This is a genomic window from Bilophila sp. 4_1_30, assembly GCF_000224655.1.
In the GTDB taxonomy this organism is placed as follows: domain Bacteria; phylum Desulfobacterota; class Desulfovibrionia; order Desulfovibrionales; family Desulfovibrionaceae; genus Bilophila; species Bilophila wadsworthia.
This window is the reverse complement of record NZ_JH114233.1, coordinates 588,440-607,005: the sequence shown is the minus strand read 5'-3', so window position 1 is coordinate 607,005 and position 18,566 is coordinate 588,440. Positions and strand designations below refer to the sequence as shown.

The 18,566-nt window shown below is 57.8% G+C and carries 16 protein-coding genes; all 16 read left to right on the top strand.

The features are described 5' to 3' along the window. Window positions 1–418: 418 nt before the first annotated feature. Window positions 419–5,182, top strand: a complete 4,764-nt coding sequence (locus HMPREF0178_RS14550; RefSeq protein ID WP_009368792.1) for a type ISP restriction/modification enzyme — start codon at window positions 419–421, stop codon at window positions 5,180–5,182. A 254-nt stretch (window positions 5,183–5,436) separates the two neighbouring features. After that, window positions 5,437–5,739 carry an HNH endonuclease gene (locus tag HMPREF0178_RS14545; protein WP_009368791.1) on the top strand — a complete coding sequence of 101 codons (303 nt, stop codon included), beginning with the start codon at window positions 5,437–5,439 and terminating at the stop codon, window positions 5,737–5,739. Between the two features lie 86 nt (window positions 5,740–5,825). After that, complete coding sequence (locus HMPREF0178_RS14540) at window positions 5,826–6,170, top strand: P27 family phage terminase small subunit (RefSeq protein ID WP_157134945.1); 345 nt, start codon at window positions 5,826–5,828, stop codon at window positions 6,168–6,170. 4 nt (window positions 6,171–6,174) lie between these two features. Further along, window positions 6,175–7,746, top strand: a complete 1,572-nt coding sequence (locus tag HMPREF0178_RS14535) for a terminase large subunit (RefSeq protein WP_009368789.1) — start codon at window positions 6,175–6,177, stop codon at window positions 7,744–7,746. Next, complete coding sequence (locus tag HMPREF0178_RS14530) at window positions 7,746–8,963, top strand: phage portal protein (protein ID WP_009368788.1); 1,218 nt, start codon at window positions 7,746–7,748, stop codon at window positions 8,961–8,963. The genes HMPREF0178_RS14535 and HMPREF0178_RS14530 overlap by 1 nt, the downstream gene beginning before the upstream one ends. After that, the gene (locus HMPREF0178_RS14525; RefSeq protein WP_009368787.1) at window positions 8,950–9,645 is read left to right on the top strand and encodes an HK97 family phage prohead protease; all 696 of its coding nucleotides are present in this window, start codon (window positions 8,950–8,952) and stop codon (window positions 9,643–9,645) included. Before HMPREF0178_RS14530 ends, HMPREF0178_RS14525 begins: the two co-directional genes overlap by 14 nt. 8 nt (window positions 9,646–9,653) lie before the next feature. Beyond that, window positions 9,654–10,868, top strand: a complete 1,215-nt coding sequence (locus HMPREF0178_RS14520) for a phage major capsid protein (protein ID WP_009368786.1) — start codon at window positions 9,654–9,656, stop codon at window positions 10,866–10,868. 10 nt (window positions 10,869–10,878) lie between these two features. Then, the gene (locus tag HMPREF0178_RS14515) at window positions 10,879–11,058 is read left to right on the top strand and encodes a hypothetical protein (RefSeq protein WP_009368785.1); all 180 of its coding nucleotides are present in this window, start codon (window positions 10,879–10,881) and stop codon (window positions 11,056–11,058) included. 5 nt (window positions 11,059–11,063) lie between these two features. Beyond that, window positions 11,064–11,618, top strand: coding sequence for a head-tail connector protein (locus HMPREF0178_RS14510; protein WP_009368784.1), 555 nt, complete (start codon window positions 11,064–11,066; stop codon window positions 11,616–11,618). Next, complete coding sequence (locus HMPREF0178_RS14505; protein ID WP_009368783.1) at window positions 11,618–11,947, top strand: phage head closure protein; 330 nt, start codon at window positions 11,618–11,620, stop codon at window positions 11,945–11,947. The genes HMPREF0178_RS14510 and HMPREF0178_RS14505 overlap by 1 nt, the downstream gene beginning before the upstream one ends. Continuing rightward, entirely contained in the window at window positions 11,937–12,329 is a 393-nt protein-coding gene (locus HMPREF0178_RS14500; protein ID WP_009368782.1) for an HK97 gp10 family phage protein, read from the top strand. The genes HMPREF0178_RS14505 and HMPREF0178_RS14500 overlap by 11 nt, the downstream gene beginning before the upstream one ends. Then, window positions 12,313–12,702 carry a DUF3168 domain-containing protein gene (locus HMPREF0178_RS14495; protein ID WP_050809284.1) on the top strand — a complete coding sequence of 130 codons (390 nt, stop codon included), beginning with the start codon at window positions 12,313–12,315 and terminating at the stop codon, window positions 12,700–12,702. The genes HMPREF0178_RS14500 and HMPREF0178_RS14495 overlap by 17 nt, the downstream gene beginning before the upstream one ends. An 11-nt stretch (window positions 12,703–12,713) precedes the next feature. Further along, on the top strand, window positions 12,714–13,676 hold the full coding sequence (locus HMPREF0178_RS14490) for a phage tail tube protein (RefSeq protein WP_009368780.1): 963 nt from the start codon (window positions 12,714–12,716) through the stop codon (window positions 13,674–13,676). Window positions 13,677–13,703: 27 nt separating this feature from the next. Next, window positions 13,704–13,958 (top strand): hypothetical protein, encoded by a 255-nt coding sequence (locus HMPREF0178_RS14485; RefSeq protein ID WP_009368779.1) that lies wholly within the window; start codon window positions 13,704–13,706, stop codon window positions 13,956–13,958. Window positions 13,959–14,077: 119 nt separating this feature from the next. Beyond that, the gene (locus HMPREF0178_RS14480) at window positions 14,078–14,317 is read left to right on the top strand and encodes a DUF1799 domain-containing protein (protein ID WP_009368778.1); all 240 of its coding nucleotides are present in this window, start codon (window positions 14,078–14,080) and stop codon (window positions 14,315–14,317) included. Window positions 14,318–15,284: 967 nt separating this feature from the next. Further along, window positions 15,285–18,566: tape measure protein (locus tag HMPREF0178_RS20580; RefSeq protein ID WP_198134989.1), on the top strand; the 3,282-nt coding region annotated here is incomplete at its 3' end.

Sequence of the window (18,566 nt, the reverse complement as noted above, 5' to 3'; positions counted from 1 at the left end):
CTGCCGGGAATAGAAAAGAGGAAAAGCCCCCGACCGTGAGGAAGGGGGCTTTGTTGCGCGCCCCACATGCGTGGGGAAGACTCGCCGAGTGCGGGTGCGGTGGCGTTCATGTTGGAAACACCCCCACGTGTGTGGGGAAGATAAGGCCCATAAGTACAGCATTGAGAATGAGAAGGAAACACCTCCACATGCGTAGAGAAAGTGCCGGGTGAGTATTGAATTTATCAATACACCCAACTCTTGTAAAATCCTAGTAAGGTTGATGCGTTACTTCTGAGGCTTCTTTTTTTTGCCCTTCTGATTTGTCTAAAATAGATTGAATTCCTTGGTTAACCAAGGTGAGGTGCTTTTGAGTCTCGATTGACAGGTACTCCTGAAATATGGCTTGATAACCTCCATTTCTTTATGGGGGGAGACTATGTTACGCCAGATTTTGGAAGATTACCGGAAGCAGCAGTTTAATAAGGATAAAGGTGATGCTTTTGAACGCCTTGTCTGTGCGTGGTTGAAATGTGATCCGCAGTATCAATCTATTTTTTCTGATGTATGGCTTTGGAAAGACTGGCCCCAACGCAAGGAACAGGGATACACGCTTCCCGATACGGGTATTGACCTTGTAGCGAAGTTCCGGGAAGGCGAAACCTACTGTGCCATCCAGTGTAAGTTTTATGACTCCCCGGTTGCCATGAGTGACCTCGGGAACTTCTTTACGCTGTCGGGCAAGGGAGGATTCTCCCAACGGATTATCGTAGCCACGGCTCCCCTCACCAAACATGCTGCCGATGCGCTGGAAGGACAGACCATCCCGGTTTCACTGATTACGCTGGAAGATATGGAAGAGGCCCCCATAGACTGGACGGCCTTTTCTCTGGACAAGCCGGACGAGCTAAAATGCAGCACTGTGAAAAAGACGCCGCGTCCGCATCAGGAAGAGGCGTTGGAAGCCGTTTTGAAAGGATTTGAGGCTCACGACCGGGGCAAGCTCATCATGGCCTGCGGAACGGGCAAAACGTACACCTCCCTTGTTATCGCGCAAAAAATGGTAAAGCCCGGCGGCACGGTGCTTTTTCTGGTTCCATCCATATCTCTACTCTCCCAGACACTCCGAGCATGGACGGCGGACGCTTCCGTTCCCCTGCGGTGTTTTGCCGTCTGTTCGGACTCCAAGGCCAGCCGTAATGAAGAAGATATGCGCATCTCGGAAATGGCCTATCCTTCCACCACCAACCCGCACAAGCTGGCAAAAGCCTTTGAATCGACGCAGGACAACACCGCTTTAACGATCATTTTTTCCACGTATCAGTCCATTGATGTAGTGCATCAGGCGCAAGCAGCGGCGGGCTTCACGTTCGATCTGATTATCTGTGATGAAGCGCACCGGACGGCGGGTTATACCGCGAAGGATGAAGACCATTCCGCTTTCGTCAAGGTACACGACAACAGCCATATCCGGGGCAAAAAACGGCTGTATATGACGGCAACGCCGCGTATCTATGCCGAAGCAAGCAAGGACAGGGCAAAGGATCTGGGGACGGAAGTTTTTTCCATGGACGATCCGCAGAAGTTCGGGCCGCTTTTCCATCGCTTGCGGTTTGATGAAGCCGTGCGGCGTGACCTGCTCTCGGATTACAAGGTGTTGATCATTGCGGTGGATGAGCGCCACGTCAACTTGAGCCTGCAATCCCGCATCGGGGACAGCGGGGATGAGCTGAACCTTGACGATGCCGTCAAAATTGTGGGTTGCTGGACAGGATTAGGCAAACGGCTTGCCGAAGACGATAAGGCGGATGTGGCGTCCGATCCCAAACCCATGCGTACCGCACTGGCCTTTGCTGGTAACATCAAGCATTCCAAACTGGTTGCCAAGGAATTTTCACGCATCGCCGATGAGCTTGGCGGCAAGGTCAATCTGCCCCGGCTTTTCGCCGAACATGTTGACGGAACCATGAACGTGGTGGAGCGCAACCAGAAACTCTCGTGGCTCAAGGCCAATGCCGTCAGCGAAGAAAATGAGTGCCGCATTCTGACCAATGCCAAGTGCCTTTCGGAAGGCGTGGACGTTCCGGCTCTGGACTGTGCCATCTTTCTGAATCCGCGAGATTCCGTTGTGGACGTGGTGCAGTCTGTTGGTCGGGTCATGCGTAAAGCTCCGGGCAAAAAGTACGGCTATGTCATTCTGCCCATCGGCATAGCGATGGGGGCATCCCCGGAAAATGCTCTGAATAACAACAAGAAATACCGCACCGTGTGGCAGGTGCTCAATGCGTTGCGGGCGCATGACGACAGGCTGGATAATCAGTTTGCCAAGATTGACCTGACGGGCAAAAGCAACGGTGTTGTGCAGATCATTGGTGTTGGCGGCGATGGTGAGGATAAACAGGATCGCATTCCGGGCGAATGGCTTACGCTTCCCCTTGCCTCGCAGGAGTTTGGGGAATGGCAGGATGCCATTTATGGAAAGATTGTTCACAAGTGTGGGGACAGGCAGTATTGGGAGACGTGGGCAAAGGACATCGCCAGTATTGCGGAACGGCATCAGATGCGCATCCGCACTATGCTGGAACACCCTACGGATGAACAGCGGGCCGCCTTTGACACCTTTATTGACGGATTACGCCGCAACCTGAACCCGTCCATTGACCGGGAACAGGCCGTTGAAATGCTGGCGCAGCATGTCATTACCAAACCTGTTTTCGATGCGCTGTTTGAAGGCTACGCCTTTACGGAACACAATCCGGTTTCGCAGTCCATGCAGGGCATTCTGGACGTACTGAAAGGGCAGGCTCTGGAGAAGGACCTTGATGCGCTGGAAGGCTTTTACGCCAGCATCCGGGAACGGGTAAAAGGCGTCAATGACCCAACCGCCCGGCAAAAGCTCATTGTGGAGCTGTATGACAAGTTCTTCAAGGCGGCGTTTCCCAAGATGGTGGAACGCCTCGGCATCGTCTACACGCCTGTTGAGGTGGTGGATTTCATCATCCGCAGCGCGGACAAGGCGTTGCAGGAACACTTTGGTTGCAGTCTCAAGGATGAGGGCATCCATATTCTTGACCCCTTCACGGGGACTGGGACGTTCCCCGTCCGCATGATGGAAAGCGGACTCATCCCTCCGGACATGCTGCCCTTGAAGTATCGTTATGAGCTGCATGCCAACGAAATTGTGTTGCTGGCCTATTACATTGCGGCAATCAACATTGAGGAAGCCTATCACCGCGTGACCGGAAAGCCGTATCAACCGTTTCCCGGCATTTGCCTGACGGATACCTTTCAGTTGAATGAAACGGATGGCAAGATAGATATTGGTCTACCTGAAAATGCCGAGCGTGTGGAAGAGCAAAAACGTCGGGACATTCGCGTCATTGTCGGTAATCCGCCCTATTCAGTGGGGCAGAACAACGCCAACGACAACAATCAGAATTTAAAATATCCGAATCTGGATAAACGTATTGCTGCAACCTATGTCGCCCACTCTACAGCTACGCTGAAAAACAGTCTGTATGATTCCTATATTCGGGCGTTCCGCTGGGCCTCGGATCGCATCGGCAACAAAGGTGTGATCTGTTTTGTTACCAATGGCTATTGGCTGGACAGCAATACGGCGGACGGTTTCCGCCATGAGCTGGAAAAAGAATTTTCCGCCGTCTATGTCTTCAATTTGCGGGGAAATCAACGGACATCCGGCGAACTGTCCCGTAGGGAAGGTGGCAAAATTTTTGGTTCCGGCTCCCGTACCCCTGTTGCCATCACCCTGCTCATCAAGAAACCGGGACACACGGGCAAGGCACAGATTTTTTATCATGATATAGGGGACTATCTGACACGGGAAGAGAAACTGCACAAGGTGAAGACCTTTGCTGACTATGCCGTCATGCCGTGGGAACAATTGCACCCCAACGAACACAATGACTGGATCAACCAGCGTTGCGGCGACTTTGATGACTTTGTCCCGCTCAATGATGGGGATACGGCGATATTCTGTATGCGTTCTGGCGGATTGAAAACCAACCGTGATGCGTGGTGCTATAATTTTAGCAACGAGCAATTGACATCTACAATGAAGGATATGATTGATTGTTACAACCAATATATTGGATCGTATACCGAAAAAAATGTTGATAATTTGATTGCTATAAGTGCACACAGAATAAAATGGACTGTAAATTTACAATTATATTTTTATAAAAATATAGTTTGTTCTTTTTATAAAGACCATATAGTGAAATCTCTGTATAGGCCATTTCAAAAGCAATGTGTGTATTTTGATAGTATGCTTAATGAGCGTCCTGGGCGTCAACCTTCTATTTTTCCTACTGCCAACCATAAAAATTTGGCTATTGTTGTTCCGGGTGTTGGAGGTAGAAAAGATTTTAACTGTATTCTTGTAAATGTACTTCCTGATTTGTACATGCAGGAGGGTGGTCAATGTTTCCCTCTATACTATTATGAAAGAAATGAACCGAAAGGGAAAACTACGGAACAAGGTTTTCTGATACCCCAGAAAAGCAAGCCGAAACAGTTGGGTTTGCCCCTGCCCAAAACAGTGACGGAAGAATATACCCGTAAGGATGCCATTACTGATGCGGGGCTGGAACACTTCCAGACGCACTATGAAGACAACCGTATCACCAAGGAAGACCTGTTCTATTACGTCTACGGGATACTGCATTCCCCGAAGTATCGCGAAAAGTACGCCGCCGATCTCAAAAAGATGTTGCCCCGTGTGCCGCTGGCCCCGGACTTCTGGGGATTCAGCAAGGCAGGCCGGGAACTTGCGCACTGGCATCTGGACTATGAGCAGGTGGAGCCGTGGCCTGTAGAGGAAGAACGCAAGCCGCAAGGCGATATGGACGACTTCACCTATTACCATGTGGAGAAGATGCGTTTCCCCAAAAAGGGTGAAAGGGGAACCATCATCTACAACGGCAACATCACCTTCAAGGGCATTCCACTGGAAGCCTATGATTACGTTGTAAATGGTAAAAGTGCACTGAATTGGATCATGGAACGCTATGCGATCACGACGGACAAGGACAGCGGCATCCGTAACGACCCCAATGACTGGTGTAGAGAGCACAACGACCCGACCTATATCTACAATCTTGTGAAACGCATCATCCGCGTCAGTTTGGAAACAAATCGGATAGTTGCCGGGTTGCCTGATATTGATGGTGAAGGTAAATAAAATAGCCTGACAGTAACTTATGGGCCCTTGGAACATTCCGAGGGCCTTTTTGTTTTACTTGGGAAGAATCATCAAGCGCATCCGAAACTTGTTCAGGGTGCGCTTTTTTTGTGTCTTGCGGCATTGTGGCGACATGAGCGTGAAGGGGGGAAGAAAGTGGGGAGGGGAGGGAATCGGATCTCTGGAGCACACAGCCCCATGACCGCGTGTGCCCCTTTACGCACAGTTTCGGGAAAATTTAGGGGGGTAATTTTGTGGGCAAGCATGGGGGCATGTACGGGGCGCAGTGGCGCAAGGCGCGGATTGCCTTTCTGCGGGAGCATCCGTTTTGCGCGATGTGCGGGAAGGCCCTGCGCGGTGCCGACGCCGTGGTCGACCATATCCGCCCGCACCGAGGGGACCCCGTGCTGTTTTGGGACGAGAACAACTGGCAGGCGCTCTGCAAGTTTTGTCACGACTCCCGCAAGCAGCGGGTGGAGCACGGCGGCATCATTGGCGGCCATGACGAGAACGGGATGCCCACGGACAAGTCGCATCCTTGGAATGCGGGGATGTGATGGGAGCGCGGGGCCCGGAACCTGAACAGTCAAGGCGGCTGCGGATGATGACGCCCGCCGGGAGTTTTTTCCCGCACCCGGAGGGTATGTCCGAGGATGCGGCGGAACTGTGGCGGCATATCGTGGACGCGCACCCGCGAGGCTATTTTCAGGCCGGGGACGTGCCCCTACTGCGGGCCTACTGCGAAGAGTATGCGCGCCGCAACCGTGCGGAACGGATGCTTGCCGAGCAGGGCGAGGTCATTGAGACGGCTTCCGGCGCGGTGAAGCGCAACCCTTGGCACGAGGTGCTCGTGAACAGCAACAGTTCTCTGAGCCAGCTGGCGACAAAGCTGCGTCTGTGCGTGAACAGCCGCATCAACGCCAAGGCTGCCGGGAAGGATGACGAGAAGCCGAAGTCCAAACGGTCCGGGCTGATGTTTGGAGCGTAGCCGGATGACCAGAGCGGAGAAAGTGATTGCCTTCATCAAAACCCTGCGGACGCCGGACGGCGCCGGAGTGGGGCAGCCGTTCGTATTGCGCGGCTGGCAGAAGGCGATCATCCGGGAGGTCTACGACGCGGAGGACGGGGAAGGGCGGCGCGTGGTGCGCCAGGCCGTGCTGTCCATGTCCCGCAAGAACGGCAAGACCGCGTTGGTGGCTGGGCTGTGCCTTGCGCACCTGTGCGGTCCGGAAGCCGTCAGGAACGGCCAGCTCTATTCGCTGGCGCACGACCGGGAACAGGCGTCCGTGCTGTTCAAGCTGATGACGGCCATGATCTACATGGACGAGGAGCTGTCCGAACGCCTGAACGTCGTCGAGTCGCGCAAGAGGCTGGTCGATCCGGTGAGCGGTTCCGAATTCACGGCCCTGTCCAGCGAGACGCGGGGCAAACACGGCAAGTCGTCATCCTTCATCGTGTTCGACGAGCTGGCGCAGTTTGGCGCGGACCGCGAGCTGTACGATGTGATGATGACCTCGCGGGGCGCGCACGCCGATCCGCTGGTGTGGTGCATTTCGACACAGGCCGCCAGCGACAACGCCGTCCTTTCCGAGCTCATTGACTACGGCCAGAAGGTGAATCGGGGCGAGATCGAAGACCCGAAGTTCAAGACGTTCCTTTTTTCGGTGCCGATGGATGCGGATCCGTGGGATGAGGCCAACTGGTATCTGGCGAACCCCGCCCTTGGCGATTTCCGGTCTTTGGAAGACATGCGCGAGATGGCGGAGAAGGCGAAACGGATGCCCGCGGCTGAGGCGGCATTCCGTAACCTCTATCTCAACCAGCGCGTGGACGGCGCGGCGCATTTCATCACCCCGGAAGTCTGGCGGCGGAGCGGCGGGGAACCGGATTTGGCGCTGTTTGAGGATTTGCCCGTGTTCGGCGGACTCGATCTGTCCGGAAAGAACGACCTTACCGCGCTGATGCTGACGGTTCAGGACGAACAGGGGGACAGGCACGTCATGCCGCTGTTCTGGACGCCCGCCGAGGGCATCCGGGAGCGTTCGGAGCGGGATCACGTCCGGTACGACCTCTGGGCGCGGCAAGGCTTTCTGAACACCACACCGGGCCGGACCATCGACTATCGGTTCGTAGCCCGCAACATCGCGGAACTGCACGGCAGGATGACTATCGCCGGGCTGAAATTCGACCGTTGGCGCATCGACGACATGGTGCGGGCCCTGCGCGAGGAAGGCGTGGACGCATGGGTGGAAGGCAGGGACGAGCCCATGCCCGGAGGCTTGCGGATGATCCCGCATGGGCAGGGCTTCCGGGACATGAACCCGGCGGTGGAAACGCTGGAGGACGTGCTTGCCGAGGGAGCCATGCGTCACGGGATGCATCCCGTTCTGACCATGTGTGCCTCGAACGTGCGGGTGCAGCAGGACCCGAGCGGGAACCGCAAGTTCGACAAGATCAAGAGTACGGGCCGGATTGACGGGATTGTCGCGCTGGCGATGGCCATGAACGGGGCCGTGGGCGGGGTTCCGGTCGAGGAAGATACCTTTTTTGTCGAGGTGTGGTGATGGGATTGTTAGACTGGTTCCGAAAGTCCGGCCCTGAGCCTGTGGGCGGTTACGATCAGCTTGTCGCGCTGTTCAGCGGCGTGGCGGCCCGTAGCGGTGTGGCCGTGAACGCGCGGACGGCGCTGGAGTGTTCCGCTGTGCTGGCCTGCGTGCGGGTGATCGCCAACGGGCTGGCGCAGGTCCCCTTCAAGCTTTACCGGGCGGAAGGCAGGAACCGGAACCCCGCTGTCGGGCACGGGCTGTACGAGCTTATGGACATGGCCCCCAATGAATTTCAGACGGCGTTCGAGTTCCGCCACATGCTGGCGTTGCACCTGTGCCTCACCGGGAACGCCTACATCTGGCTGAACAGGGTAGGGGGCCGCATCGTCGAGATGCTGCCTTACCCGCCCGGCTGCGTGTCCATCGAGCGCGACGGCTGGGAGCTGACCTACCGGATCACCACGCAGGACAAGCGGTACATCACGGTCCCGCGCAAGGACATGTGGCATGTCCGTTGGCTGTCGTGGGACGGCGTTTCCGGCCTCGACGGGGTGGTGCTGGCCCGGGAAGCCATCGGGCTGTCCCTCGCGCTGGAAACGCACGGGGCATCCTCGTTCCGCAACGGCGTCAGGCCATCCGGCATCCTGTCCACGGATCAAGGCCTTAACAAGGATCAGCGCAAGGATCTCCGCACGGCGTGGGAAGCGGCCTTTGCGGGAACGGAGAACGCGGGAAGGGCCGCCGTACTCGGTTCCGGCATGAAGTGGACGCAGCTTTCCATGCCGAACGACGCCGCGCAGTTCATTGAATCCCGCCAGTATCAGGTCGAAGAGGTGTGCCGGGCGTTCGGCGTCCTGCCGATCATGGTGGGGCGTTCGGACAAGGCCAGCACCTACGCCAGCGCGGAACAGATGTTTTTGCAGCATGCCGTCCACACGTTGGGGCCTTGGTACGCCTGCCTCGAAAAGAGCGCGTCCCGGTGGCTCCTGAGCGAAGCGGAGCGACGGGACGGCTACTATTTCAAGTTCAACATCAACGGCCTCATGCGCGGGGCGGCGAAGGATCGGGCCGAGTTCTACACGCGGCTGTACGGCGTGGGGGCGCTGTCCCCCAACGACATCCGGGAGCTTGAGGACATGAACCCCTATGTGGGCGGCGACGAATACCGTGTGCCGCTGAATATGGCCGAGCCGGGGCAGAACCCAATGGAAGGAGACGAGGATGGAAAGGCTTGATTGCGGCCTTGTCGAGCTGAAGGCGGCTCCCGATGCCGGGGCCGATTCCATGACCTTCAGCGGGTACGGGGCTGTGTTCGGGAACATGGATGCCTACGGCGACGTGATCGCCAACGGCGCGTTCACCAAGACCATAGCCGACTTCAAGACGTCCGGCGTCTGGCCGGCCATGCTTTCGCAGCACGGCGGCTGGGACATGAGCGCGGAGTCTTTGACGCCCATCGGCGTGTGGACGGAGATGCGGGAGGACGAACACGGGCTGTACGTCGAGGGCAGGCTTGCGGATACGCCGAGAGGCCGCGAGATGTACGCGCTCATGAATATGCAGCCCCGTCCTGCCATCAACGGCATGTCCATCGGCTTCCGGGCCATCGAATGGGCGAACCGGAGCAAGCCGGATGAGCCGCGCCGCACGTTGAAGCGCGTGGAGTTGGTGGAACTTTCCCTTGTCACCTTCCCGGCCAACGGCAAGGCGCGGGTGACGGGGATCAAGAGCGATGCGGACGGCCCGTCCATCCGCGACGCCGAGAAAGCCCTGCGGGATGCCGGGTTTTCGCGTGTACAGGCAAAGGCCATCCTTGCCGATGGTTTCAGGGCCATGCCTCTGCGGGATGCCGAGGAAGGCGGTGTTGGGGAGCTTGCCGCGCTGGTGCGGCGCAACATCATGACCCTCAGAGGGTAGGAGTTTTCATGGATAAGGAACTGAAGGATCTTCTTGAAGAGCAGAACAGGGCGTTCGACGAATTCAAGAAATCCAACGACGAACTGTTGAAGGCCAAGGCCGAGGGCAAGGCCGTTTCCGAGCTTGAGGCCAAAGTGGGATCAGCCGAAGCCGAGATCGCCCGCCTGTCCAAGGAACTGGACGAGGTGGCGAAGAAGGCCAACCGCCCCGGCGCGGCGGGGAACGACGAAAAGGTGCATATCGAGGCCGAACACAAGGCTGGTTGGCTGAAATGGATCCGCAAGGGTGACGATGCCGGGCTTTCCGGGCTGGAAGCGAAGGCGATCAGCGTGGGTACGCAGGCGGACGGCGGTTACGCCGTTCCCGTCGAGCAGGATCGGGAAATTCTGCGCCTGCTGCGCGAGCAGTCGCCCATGCGTCAGGTGTGCCGCGTCGTGACCATCGGCACTGAGGACTTCCGCAAGCTGGTCAATCTCGGCGGCACGGCTTCCGGCTGGGTGGGCGAAAAGGCGGCCCGTTCCGAAACGGCCACGGCGAAGTTCGCGGAACTCAAGCCCGTGTTCGGGGAAATCTATGCCAATCCCGCCGTGACCCAGAAGGCGCTGGACGATCTGTTCTTCAATGTGGAGTCCGAACTGGCGGCGGACATCGCCATTCAGTTCGCGGAGCAGGAAGGGGCCGCGTTCCTTACCGGAAACGGGACGGACAAGCCCAAGGGGTTGCTGGACCATACGCAGAGCGAGGAAGCCGACGGCACCCGTGCGTTCGGTACGCTGCAATGCCTCAAGACGGGAGTGGCGGATGGTTTCAAGGCCTCCAATCCCGCCGATGACCTCGTTGACCTCATCTATGCTCTCAAAAAGGGCCACCGTACCGGAGCGCAGTGGATGATGAACGGCAAGACGCTCTCCGTGATCCGCAAATGGAAGGACACGGACGGCAATTACCTGTGGCAGCCGGGCCTGCTCGCCGGGCAGCCTTCCCAGATCCTTGGTTATGGCATCGTGGAGAACGAGGACATGCCGGATGTCGGCGCCAACGCCACCCCGGTTTTGTTCGGCAACTATGCCCGCGCCTACTGGATTTTCGATCGTATCGGCATTCGCAGCCTGCGCGATCCGTTCACCAACAAGCCCTACGTCCATTTCTACACCACGAAGCGGGTGGGCGGCATGCTGGTGGATTCCGAGGCTGTGAAGATCCTCAAGTGCGCGGTTGCGTAAGGGGCGGGCCATGAAGGTTACGCTGACGAAGCCGTTCCGCTACTGGCGGCACGGGTATGCCCCGGAGGATTACCCCGCTGGGGAGGCCGAAATGGACGAGGAAGCGGCGCTGTGCGCGGAGCAGTGCGGATGCACCGCCCAATCCGCCAAAAAGCCCGAACCGCCCAAAGATAAAAAAACCGAGGAATGACCGCCATGACCATCCGTCAGCTGACCCCGCCCGAATCCGAACCAGTGACGCTGGAACAGGCGAAAGGCTTTGTCCGAGTGGATACCGATGCGGACGACGCCTTGCTGTCCTTGCTTATCACAGCGGCCCGGCAGGAAGCCGAGGCAATCACCGGGCGCGCACTCGGGGAATCGACGTGGGCCGTTTCCCTCCCTTCGTTGTCCGGTATGCTTGAGGTTCCGCTGGTTCCCTGCACGGAGCTTGTGGGGGCGGCTGTGGACGGCATGGCGGTCAAACCCGAACAGTACGGTTTCGTCCCTTCCGGGATGGCCCTGCGGGAACCGTTGCGGGCGGCCTTCATCCCCGGCCCGGATTTTCCGCAGGGGGAAACCGTGCTGACGGTGAGGGCGGGCTATCCCGCCGAGAGGTTCCCGGAACCGATCCGCCAGTGGATGCTGGTGCGGATCGGGACGCTGTACGAACAGCGGGAGAGCTTCGCCGTGGGGTCGAACTTCAATGAGTTTGGGCGGTCATTCGTGGATTGCCTGCTTGATCCCTATGTCGTCGCGGGGGGCTTCTGATGCGTGCCGGTTCCCTTCGCCACCGCGTGACCATCCAGCGGTATGAGCTTGTCGTGGACGAGTACGGCGCACCGTTAAGGCGGGAGTCGTGGAAGGACGTGGCCACGGTGTGGGCATCGGTCGATGCCGTGAGCGGGCGGGAGTTTTTCGCCTCGCAGCAGGTGCAGTCCGAAGTGACGCACAAGGTCACGATCCGCTTCCGGCCCGGCGTGGCGGCGGACATGCGGATTGTGCACGGCGGTAAGGTATTCGGCATTGTCGCGCCGTTGCCTGACAACAGGGGCACGCGGCTGGTGCTGATGTGCCGGGAGGTGAGCTGTGAGCAATGACGTCGTGGTGGACATTCCCATCGAAGACATCCGGGCGGGCGTCCGGGCGGAGATTGATTCCGATTTGGGAGGCATTGCCGCGCAGGTCTTTGAAAAGGCCAAGGCTTCGACGGCGTTCAGGGACAAGACGGGAAGGCTGCGGCAATCCATCTGGATTTACCGCTCGAAGTACAAGGACGGCGGCTATGTGGTCTATGTGAAGGCCCCGCACAGCCACCTTGTGGAGTTCGGGCACGCCGTGGTGGCCAAAGACGGGAAAGTCCTTGAACACCGGGTGCCGGGCAAGTTCTTCCTCCGCAAGGCCAGAAACGCCGTCCGCCGCACGGTGGACGAAACCCTGCGCGGCATGTTGGGGGATGCTCACTTTGGCAAGCGCCGTTGATTTTGAAACAGCCCTCCTGCGCACGCTGCGGGAGGATGCGGGGCTGTCCGCGCTGGTGGGGAACAAGGTTTTCCCGCTCGCCATCCCCGCCGGGAACTATCTGCCCTGCGTCACCTTCCAGCGCCTCGGCGGGAGGCCCGCCAACACGTTGGCCGGACCTTCCGGGCTGGAGGAGATCGACCTTCTGATCGACGCATGGGCACGGGACTACCACGAGGCTAAAGCCGTGGCCAAGGCCGTGCGCGCCGCCATGCCGCCGAGCGGTCCGTGGTTCAGCGCGCATCTGATCGAGGATCAGGATTTGTACGAGGATGGGACGAATTACTTCCGCGTGAACATGGAGTTCAAGGTCTGGTTCCTCGAAACCGAATAGGAGATTGAAACATGCCCAACAAACAGATTGCGGTCGGCGCCAGAACCAAAGTCCTGATGGACGTGGAAACGTCCTACGGCGTGGCGCCGACTACGCCGGGGGGCGTCTTGCTTCCCATCAACTCGTTTTCCCTGAAGCCGTCCCGCGCCAAGAACACCCCGGGGACGCTGACGGGCCGCTATGACCCGGCGGAACCCTTTGACGGGAACCTTGAAGTGTCCGGCGGCGTTGTCGTCCCGGTTGACGCACGGGCTTTCGGCCACTGGCTCAGGGCCATGTTCGGGGCTCCGGCCACGGTCGGGACGGGAGAGCCCGCCGCCGCGCCGTTCACCCATGTCTGGAAATCCAACAAGGACATGCCGTCCCTCGTCATGCAGGCCACCTATGGGGACATCTACGGCCAGTTTGTAGGCTGCAAGGTGTCGTCTCTGGCTATGCAGGCGGGCGGCGACGGGGAATTGACCGCCACGGTCAACATGCTCGGGCGCGACGCCGAGTATGTGGATGCCGACTACAACGCCAGTGCTCCGGCTGTAGCCATGAAGCGGTTCAATAATTTTCAGGGTTCCCTGTTGAGCGGCGGCGCGGAGATCGGCGTGGTTACGGATTGCAGCCTCAATATTGATTTCGGGCTGGATTCGAGCATCCGCAAGCTCGGCGATAAGGGGCGGGTCTATGATCTGCCTCAGGGCGTCATGGCGGTTACCGGCAGCCTCACCGTGTTCATCACGGACAAGACCCTGCTCATGAAGGCCAAGAACAGCGAGGAACTCAGCCTTGATCTGTCGTTCGCCATCGATGAGGGCAACAAGCTGACGTTCAGCGTCCCGGAAGTGCAGCTCAGTTATGACGGCCCGACCGTGGACGGCCCCACGGGGATCAAGATGGCTCAGAGCTTTTCGGCCTACTACAACGACAACGCGGATAACGCCTCTGTCGTCGTTACCCTCGTCAATGACGTGGAATCCTATTAACCATCAACCATCAAAAGGAAAAACACCATGCGTACCGTTACTCTTTCCGGTCAGGACTTCATCGTGAACCCGCTCAAGGGCAAGGACATCAAGGCGCTCAAGGCGCAGGGCTTCGACCTCATGGGCGGCGGGTATTCGATTTCCGAGGGCATAGACGCGGTGTTCGCCACCGCCGGATTCGACGCGGCCCAGACGGACGAATTGCCCTTCCCCGACATCCTCGCCCTGCACAAGGCCATCGTGAACGAAACCTTCGGCGTGGCGGAAGAAGAAAAAAACTAGCGGCGGTCTGGGAGTGGCTTTCCGGCGACGGTGCGGAATACTGCGCCACCTGCCGGAAGGCCTCCCGGAACCGCGACGATCTGGATTGCGAAGAGTGCGAGGGGCGTTGCCCGGATCTCATGCCCGACAACGCGGATGCGTGGGAACTGCTCCAAGCGGGCGCTACCCAACTCCACATGTCCGGCATGGGCGGCCCGGTGGGGTTTGACTACAACGCGCTGGCGCTGGTGGCGGAAGCTTTCGGCATCGAACTGACGCCCGGCATGTGGCGGAAGGTACAGGCCGTGGAAACGGTCATCCGCCGCAACGCCGCGAAACAGGCTGAAAAAACGCAACAGGCTTCCGCATCTACGCGGTGAGCGGTTCATTGACAACGGCATAGCGATTTTTGCGGATGGAAAGGGCCGGGATGTGGGGTCCCGGCCTTGATTGTTCAATGGCTTTTGGGTTCAACACCACTTCCATAGTAAAATCTGGTAGAGCTACTTGGACTCTCCCTCAATTTTATTCCTCGAATTTTCCACTATCGAATTCTGTGATTTCAGACTCGAAATAGCTTGGATAATGCCAATTCCAGATATGCAGATAGCCAAAACAATGAACCATGTTCCTGCATAAACCTGATGCATGGCTGATTGTGCGTTCTGATATGCCAGAAAAGCTTCAAGTGCTGCGAACGCTCCAAAGAGTATCAATATTCCTTGAATGACAGAAACCATTTGTCACTTCCCCCCCTGTTAGTTTTTCTTAACATGAGTCTCTACAATAGGTTTTCTTATTTTTTCGAACCATAACCTACAGAGAAAGTCAACTTTCATTCGCAGAAATCGCCATGCCGTATCAGACAGGAAGTGAGGCATGGCAAGAAAAACGCCCGGCATTTATATAGCGATCCGTGGTGATTACTCCGCGTTTGAAACCGATTTGAACCGCGCCAAAAAAATGGCGCAGGCGCAGGGTGATGCGATTGCGAAAAGTATTGGCAACGCGGTTTCCAAGGCGGATCTCACTGGGGGCATCAACAAGCTGACGCGGGAACTGAAGACGGCGCAGGCGGCCTTGTCTGCCGGTGCATTCAAGGGGCAAGTTTCGGGGCTGGAAGAGATTGCCAAGGCCGCCGGGGTCAGCTCGAAGCACCTTGAAGGCCTGACCAATTCCATGCTCAAGTCTCAGGCCGCCGCTACCGCGAACCGGGCTTTCGAGTATTTGCAGAAGAACGCCGGGCTATCCACGCTTGAGCTTGCTAAATTGCGGGTGCAGTTGGGCGATACATCCGGGGCTATGTCTACGCTTTGGAGCGGCGCGAAGGCCGCCGCCGTTCCGGTCATGGCCATCGGCGCGGCGGCGATTTATGCCGGAAAAGCTTGTTTTGACGCCTCGCTGCAAATGGACAGGCTAGTCAAATCATACACCACCATTGAAGGCTCCACCTCAGGGGCCGTCTCCCAACTCGATTACATCTATGAGATCAGCAACAAGCTCGGGCTCGAATTCCAGTCGACAGCAGAAGCGGCCAAGGGGTTCTTTGCCGCAGGGAAGGGGAGCGCGCTCCAAAAAGATCTGAACGGCATTTTTGAAGGCGTATCCCAAGCCGGTGCCGCTTTGTCCCTGAGCACAGAACAGATGGACGGCGTATTCCTCGCGTTGGGGCAAATGATCAGCAAAGGGAAGGTACAGGCGGAAGAACTGCGCGGGCAGTTGGGTGAACGCCTTCCCGGTGCTTTCAATCTTGCGGCCAGGGCAATGGGCGTCACCACCGCACAGCTCGACGATATGCTCAAGAAAGGGCAGGTCACTGCGGAAGATATGCTTCCCAAGCTAGCCGCCGTTCTGAAGGATGAGTTCGGGCCAGCGGCGGAACAGGCCGCACAAGGTGCACAGGGGGCGGTGAACCGCCTGAGCACGGAATGGAATTTGTTCAAAGCGACGGTGATGGACAACGGCCCTGTCATCACGGCTATTAATGCTATTACAGATGCTATGGGTAAGGCCAATGCCGCACAACGAGAACAAGAGCTTGAGAAAAGGATGGAGGCTGCGGGCTGGGAAAAGGCTACGACAATGCCCATGTGGGGTGTCCCATTTGGTGAAACAGTTAAAAAGTATACTGAAGAACAGAAAGAAATATTCAGAGAATACGAAAAAGTTGTTTTAGCAGATGCCCAAAAAATGAAATCAGTACAGGAGGAAGCGAATAAAATTCTTGCAGAAGGGGAGACTAGGACGGCAGATTTTCTTAAGAATACTACTGAAAGTAAAATCGCCGCATTGAATAAAGATTATGACGAAACGGTGTTAGCTCTTACCAAAAAAATGATTTTGTACCAGCAACAGGGACAGGATTTTTCTGGTCTTCAAAAAGAGCTTTTGAAGGTTGACGCAGAATATGATCGTCAGCTTGAAGCGTTGAACAAGAAAGGCATGAAATCCGCTGAAGATGCCGCGAAAAAAGCGGCATTGTCGGCCACCAATCTTGATGAGCTGCGGAAATCCGTAGAGGCGTTGGAGGCCGCGAATATCCCTGCCGCCAAGTCCTTTGACCAGATGGCGGAGAAAATCCGGGAGCAATCCAAGCAAACTCAAATTGCCATTGAAGCCGATGCCGCCCGCATGGTGGCCACCAAGAAACTCACCGTTGCGCAGGCGGAAGAGTGGAAGGGCCTCAAGGTTCGTGAGGACGCCGCAAAGACGACTCAGAAGCTGGCTGAGGTGGAAGCCAAGCGCGCCGAACAGGATAAAAAATATGCCGATCTCCGTCTCGACTTTGAGAAGCGATATGCCGACATGGTGGGCCTGTCGTCTGAAGCCGTGTCCAAATCTATCTCCAAGCAGGCGGAAGAGTACCGGAAGGCCATAGAAGCCGGAGAGAACGCCGCCGAGGAGCTGGTACGCCTTGAAGAATGGAAGCGTGACCAGATCCAGCGTGCCAGCCGCGAGGCGATGGACGGCGCACAGGTGGCCTTGCGCGACTATCAGGTCGAGGCCTCGAATCAGGCCAAGTCCATGAACGACGCTTTCCGTGGCCTGTTCTCTGGCATGGATTCCGGTTGGAAGTCGGCATGGGAGCAGATGATCGAGACGGGCAAGGTGTCCCTGTCGTCGTTCCGTTCCGTGTTCGCGTCCTTCCTTGCCGATTTGATGCATATGGCCATCACCCGGCCCATTACCGTCCAGATTGCGGGCGTGGTGTCGGGGATGCTCGGCACGGGCGGCGTGGCGTATGCGTCGGGGGGGAGTGGCGGCTCTGGAATAGGGCTCGGCAATTTGCCGTTCTCCAGCCTTTTGCCCGATTCGTGGACGTCTGGCACGGCAGGCCTCTTTTCCGGCATAACCGGGGGAATCAACAGTTTCGCTTCAAATTTGACGGGTGGTTTTTTCGCGTCTTCGGCAACTGAGGCTCAATTCAATGCATTGGCGAATAGCATTACAGGGGGTTGGGGGGTAGGAGGTTCCACGCTTCTCGGCACGCTCGGAGCGGCCGGTGCAGGGTTCGGCCTCGGTTCCCTTGCGGGCAGCCTGCTTTTCCCCAACCAGCCAAACATCAGCACAGGCGCGGGGATTGGTGGCGGGCTCGGCGCGGCCATCGGTTCTGTGGTGCCCGGCATCGGTACGCTCCTTGGCGGCGCAATCGGCAGCCTGCTTGGTGGGGGGATTGGTTCCCTCTTTGGCGGTGGTCGGCGGACGCACGCCAGCGTGTACGGCAAAATGGAGGACGTGGGCTTCTCGCGTGACCAGCAGACATATATTGACGCCTTTATGGGCGGGGCTTGGTATGACCGGGCCGGGAAGAAAGAAGCCGAGCCGTTCGCGCAGGGTATCGCCCAAGTCGCCAGCCAGACCGCCGGGAGCCTTTTGGATATTGCCGGGGCGTTGCCTGAGCAGATCCGCCAGCAGGCGCTGTCCGGTCTTGAGACGGCAACATGGTCCGCCGGACGGGGTATCTCCGACGCGTCGTGGAATTTTCAGTGGTGGGAAGAAGGCATGGCCGAGGAGCGGCTTGAGGAAGCGGCGCAGGATATGCGCAACCGGATGACCGCCGTAGCCCAACAGGTTTTTTCGAACGCGGGCATCTCGCAGTTCTTTGATTCGTTTGATGTCACCACTGACGAGGGGTTGCAGAAGGCGTCTACGGCGCTTTCCGCAATCAGCGCGGTGAAGAGCGCGACCGATGCCATCACGAGCCCACTGTCCGAGATGGAGCAACAGGCGCAGTCCGCCAAGGCGCAGCTCGACGCATGGACGCAGGGCATGAAGGATTCGGGCGTGAACGCGCAGTACGCTACGGGGCTCATCAATGAGTACCGGACGGCCTTCATCAACGACTACATCAAGACGCTAGACGAGTCCTTGCACCCGCTTTCGGCCTACGCGCAGGCGGTGAAGGCGGCGAACGAGGCCGTGGACCAGCGCAAGAAGGCGCTTGAAATCATCGGGGCGACGGAATCGCAGCTTGCGCAGGTCGAGGCCATGCGCGCCGAGGTGGTGAAACAGGCCACTGAGGAAATGCTGCGCTCGTTCGACCAGTCCGTCGCGCAGCGGTGGGCGGCGGTGAACGGCAACAGTGATGAGGTGGGCCGGGCCATATCGCAAGCCAACGAGTTGCGGGAG

Excerpts from the sequence above, each read along its gene's own strand:
- HMPREF0178_RS14505 (WP_009368783.1), top strand. The coding sequence starts at position 11,618 with ATGCGTGCCGGTTCCCTTCGCCACCGCGTGACCATCCAGCGGTATGAG.
- HMPREF0178_RS14485 (WP_009368779.1), top strand. The coding sequence starts at position 13,704 with ATGCGTACCGTTACTCTTTCCGGTCAGGACTTCATCGTGAACCCGCTC.
- HMPREF0178_RS14520 (WP_009368786.1), top strand. The coding sequence starts at position 9,654 with ATGGATAAGGAACTGAAGGATCTTCTTGAAGAGCAGAACAGGGCGTTC.
- HMPREF0178_RS14530 (WP_009368788.1), top strand. The coding sequence starts at position 7,746 with ATGGGATTGTTAGACTGGTTCCGAAAGTCCGGCCCTGAGCCTGTGGGC.
- HMPREF0178_RS14515 (WP_009368785.1), top strand. The coding sequence starts at position 10,879 with ATGAAGGTTACGCTGACGAAGCCGTTCCGCTACTGGCGGCACGGGTAT.
- HMPREF0178_RS14540 (WP_157134945.1), top strand. The coding sequence starts at position 5,826 with ATGTCCGAGGATGCGGCGGAACTGTGGCGGCATATCGTGGACGCGCAC.
- HMPREF0178_RS14480 (WP_009368778.1), top strand. The coding sequence starts at position 14,078 with ATGCCCGACAACGCGGATGCGTGGGAACTGCTCCAAGCGGGCGCTACC.
- HMPREF0178_RS14490 (WP_009368780.1), top strand. The coding sequence starts at position 12,714 with ATGCCCAACAAACAGATTGCGGTCGGCGCCAGAACCAAAGTCCTGATG.
- HMPREF0178_RS14525 (WP_009368787.1), top strand. The coding sequence starts at position 8,950 with ATGGAAAGGCTTGATTGCGGCCTTGTCGAGCTGAAGGCGGCTCCCGAT.
- HMPREF0178_RS14510 (WP_009368784.1), top strand. The coding sequence starts at position 11,064 with ATGACCATCCGTCAGCTGACCCCGCCCGAATCCGAACCAGTGACGCTG.
- HMPREF0178_RS14535 (WP_009368789.1), top strand. The coding sequence starts at position 6,175 with ATGACCAGAGCGGAGAAAGTGATTGCCTTCATCAAAACCCTGCGGACG.
- HMPREF0178_RS14550 (WP_009368792.1), top strand. The coding sequence starts at position 419 with ATGTTACGCCAGATTTTGGAAGATTACCGGAAGCAGCAGTTTAATAAG.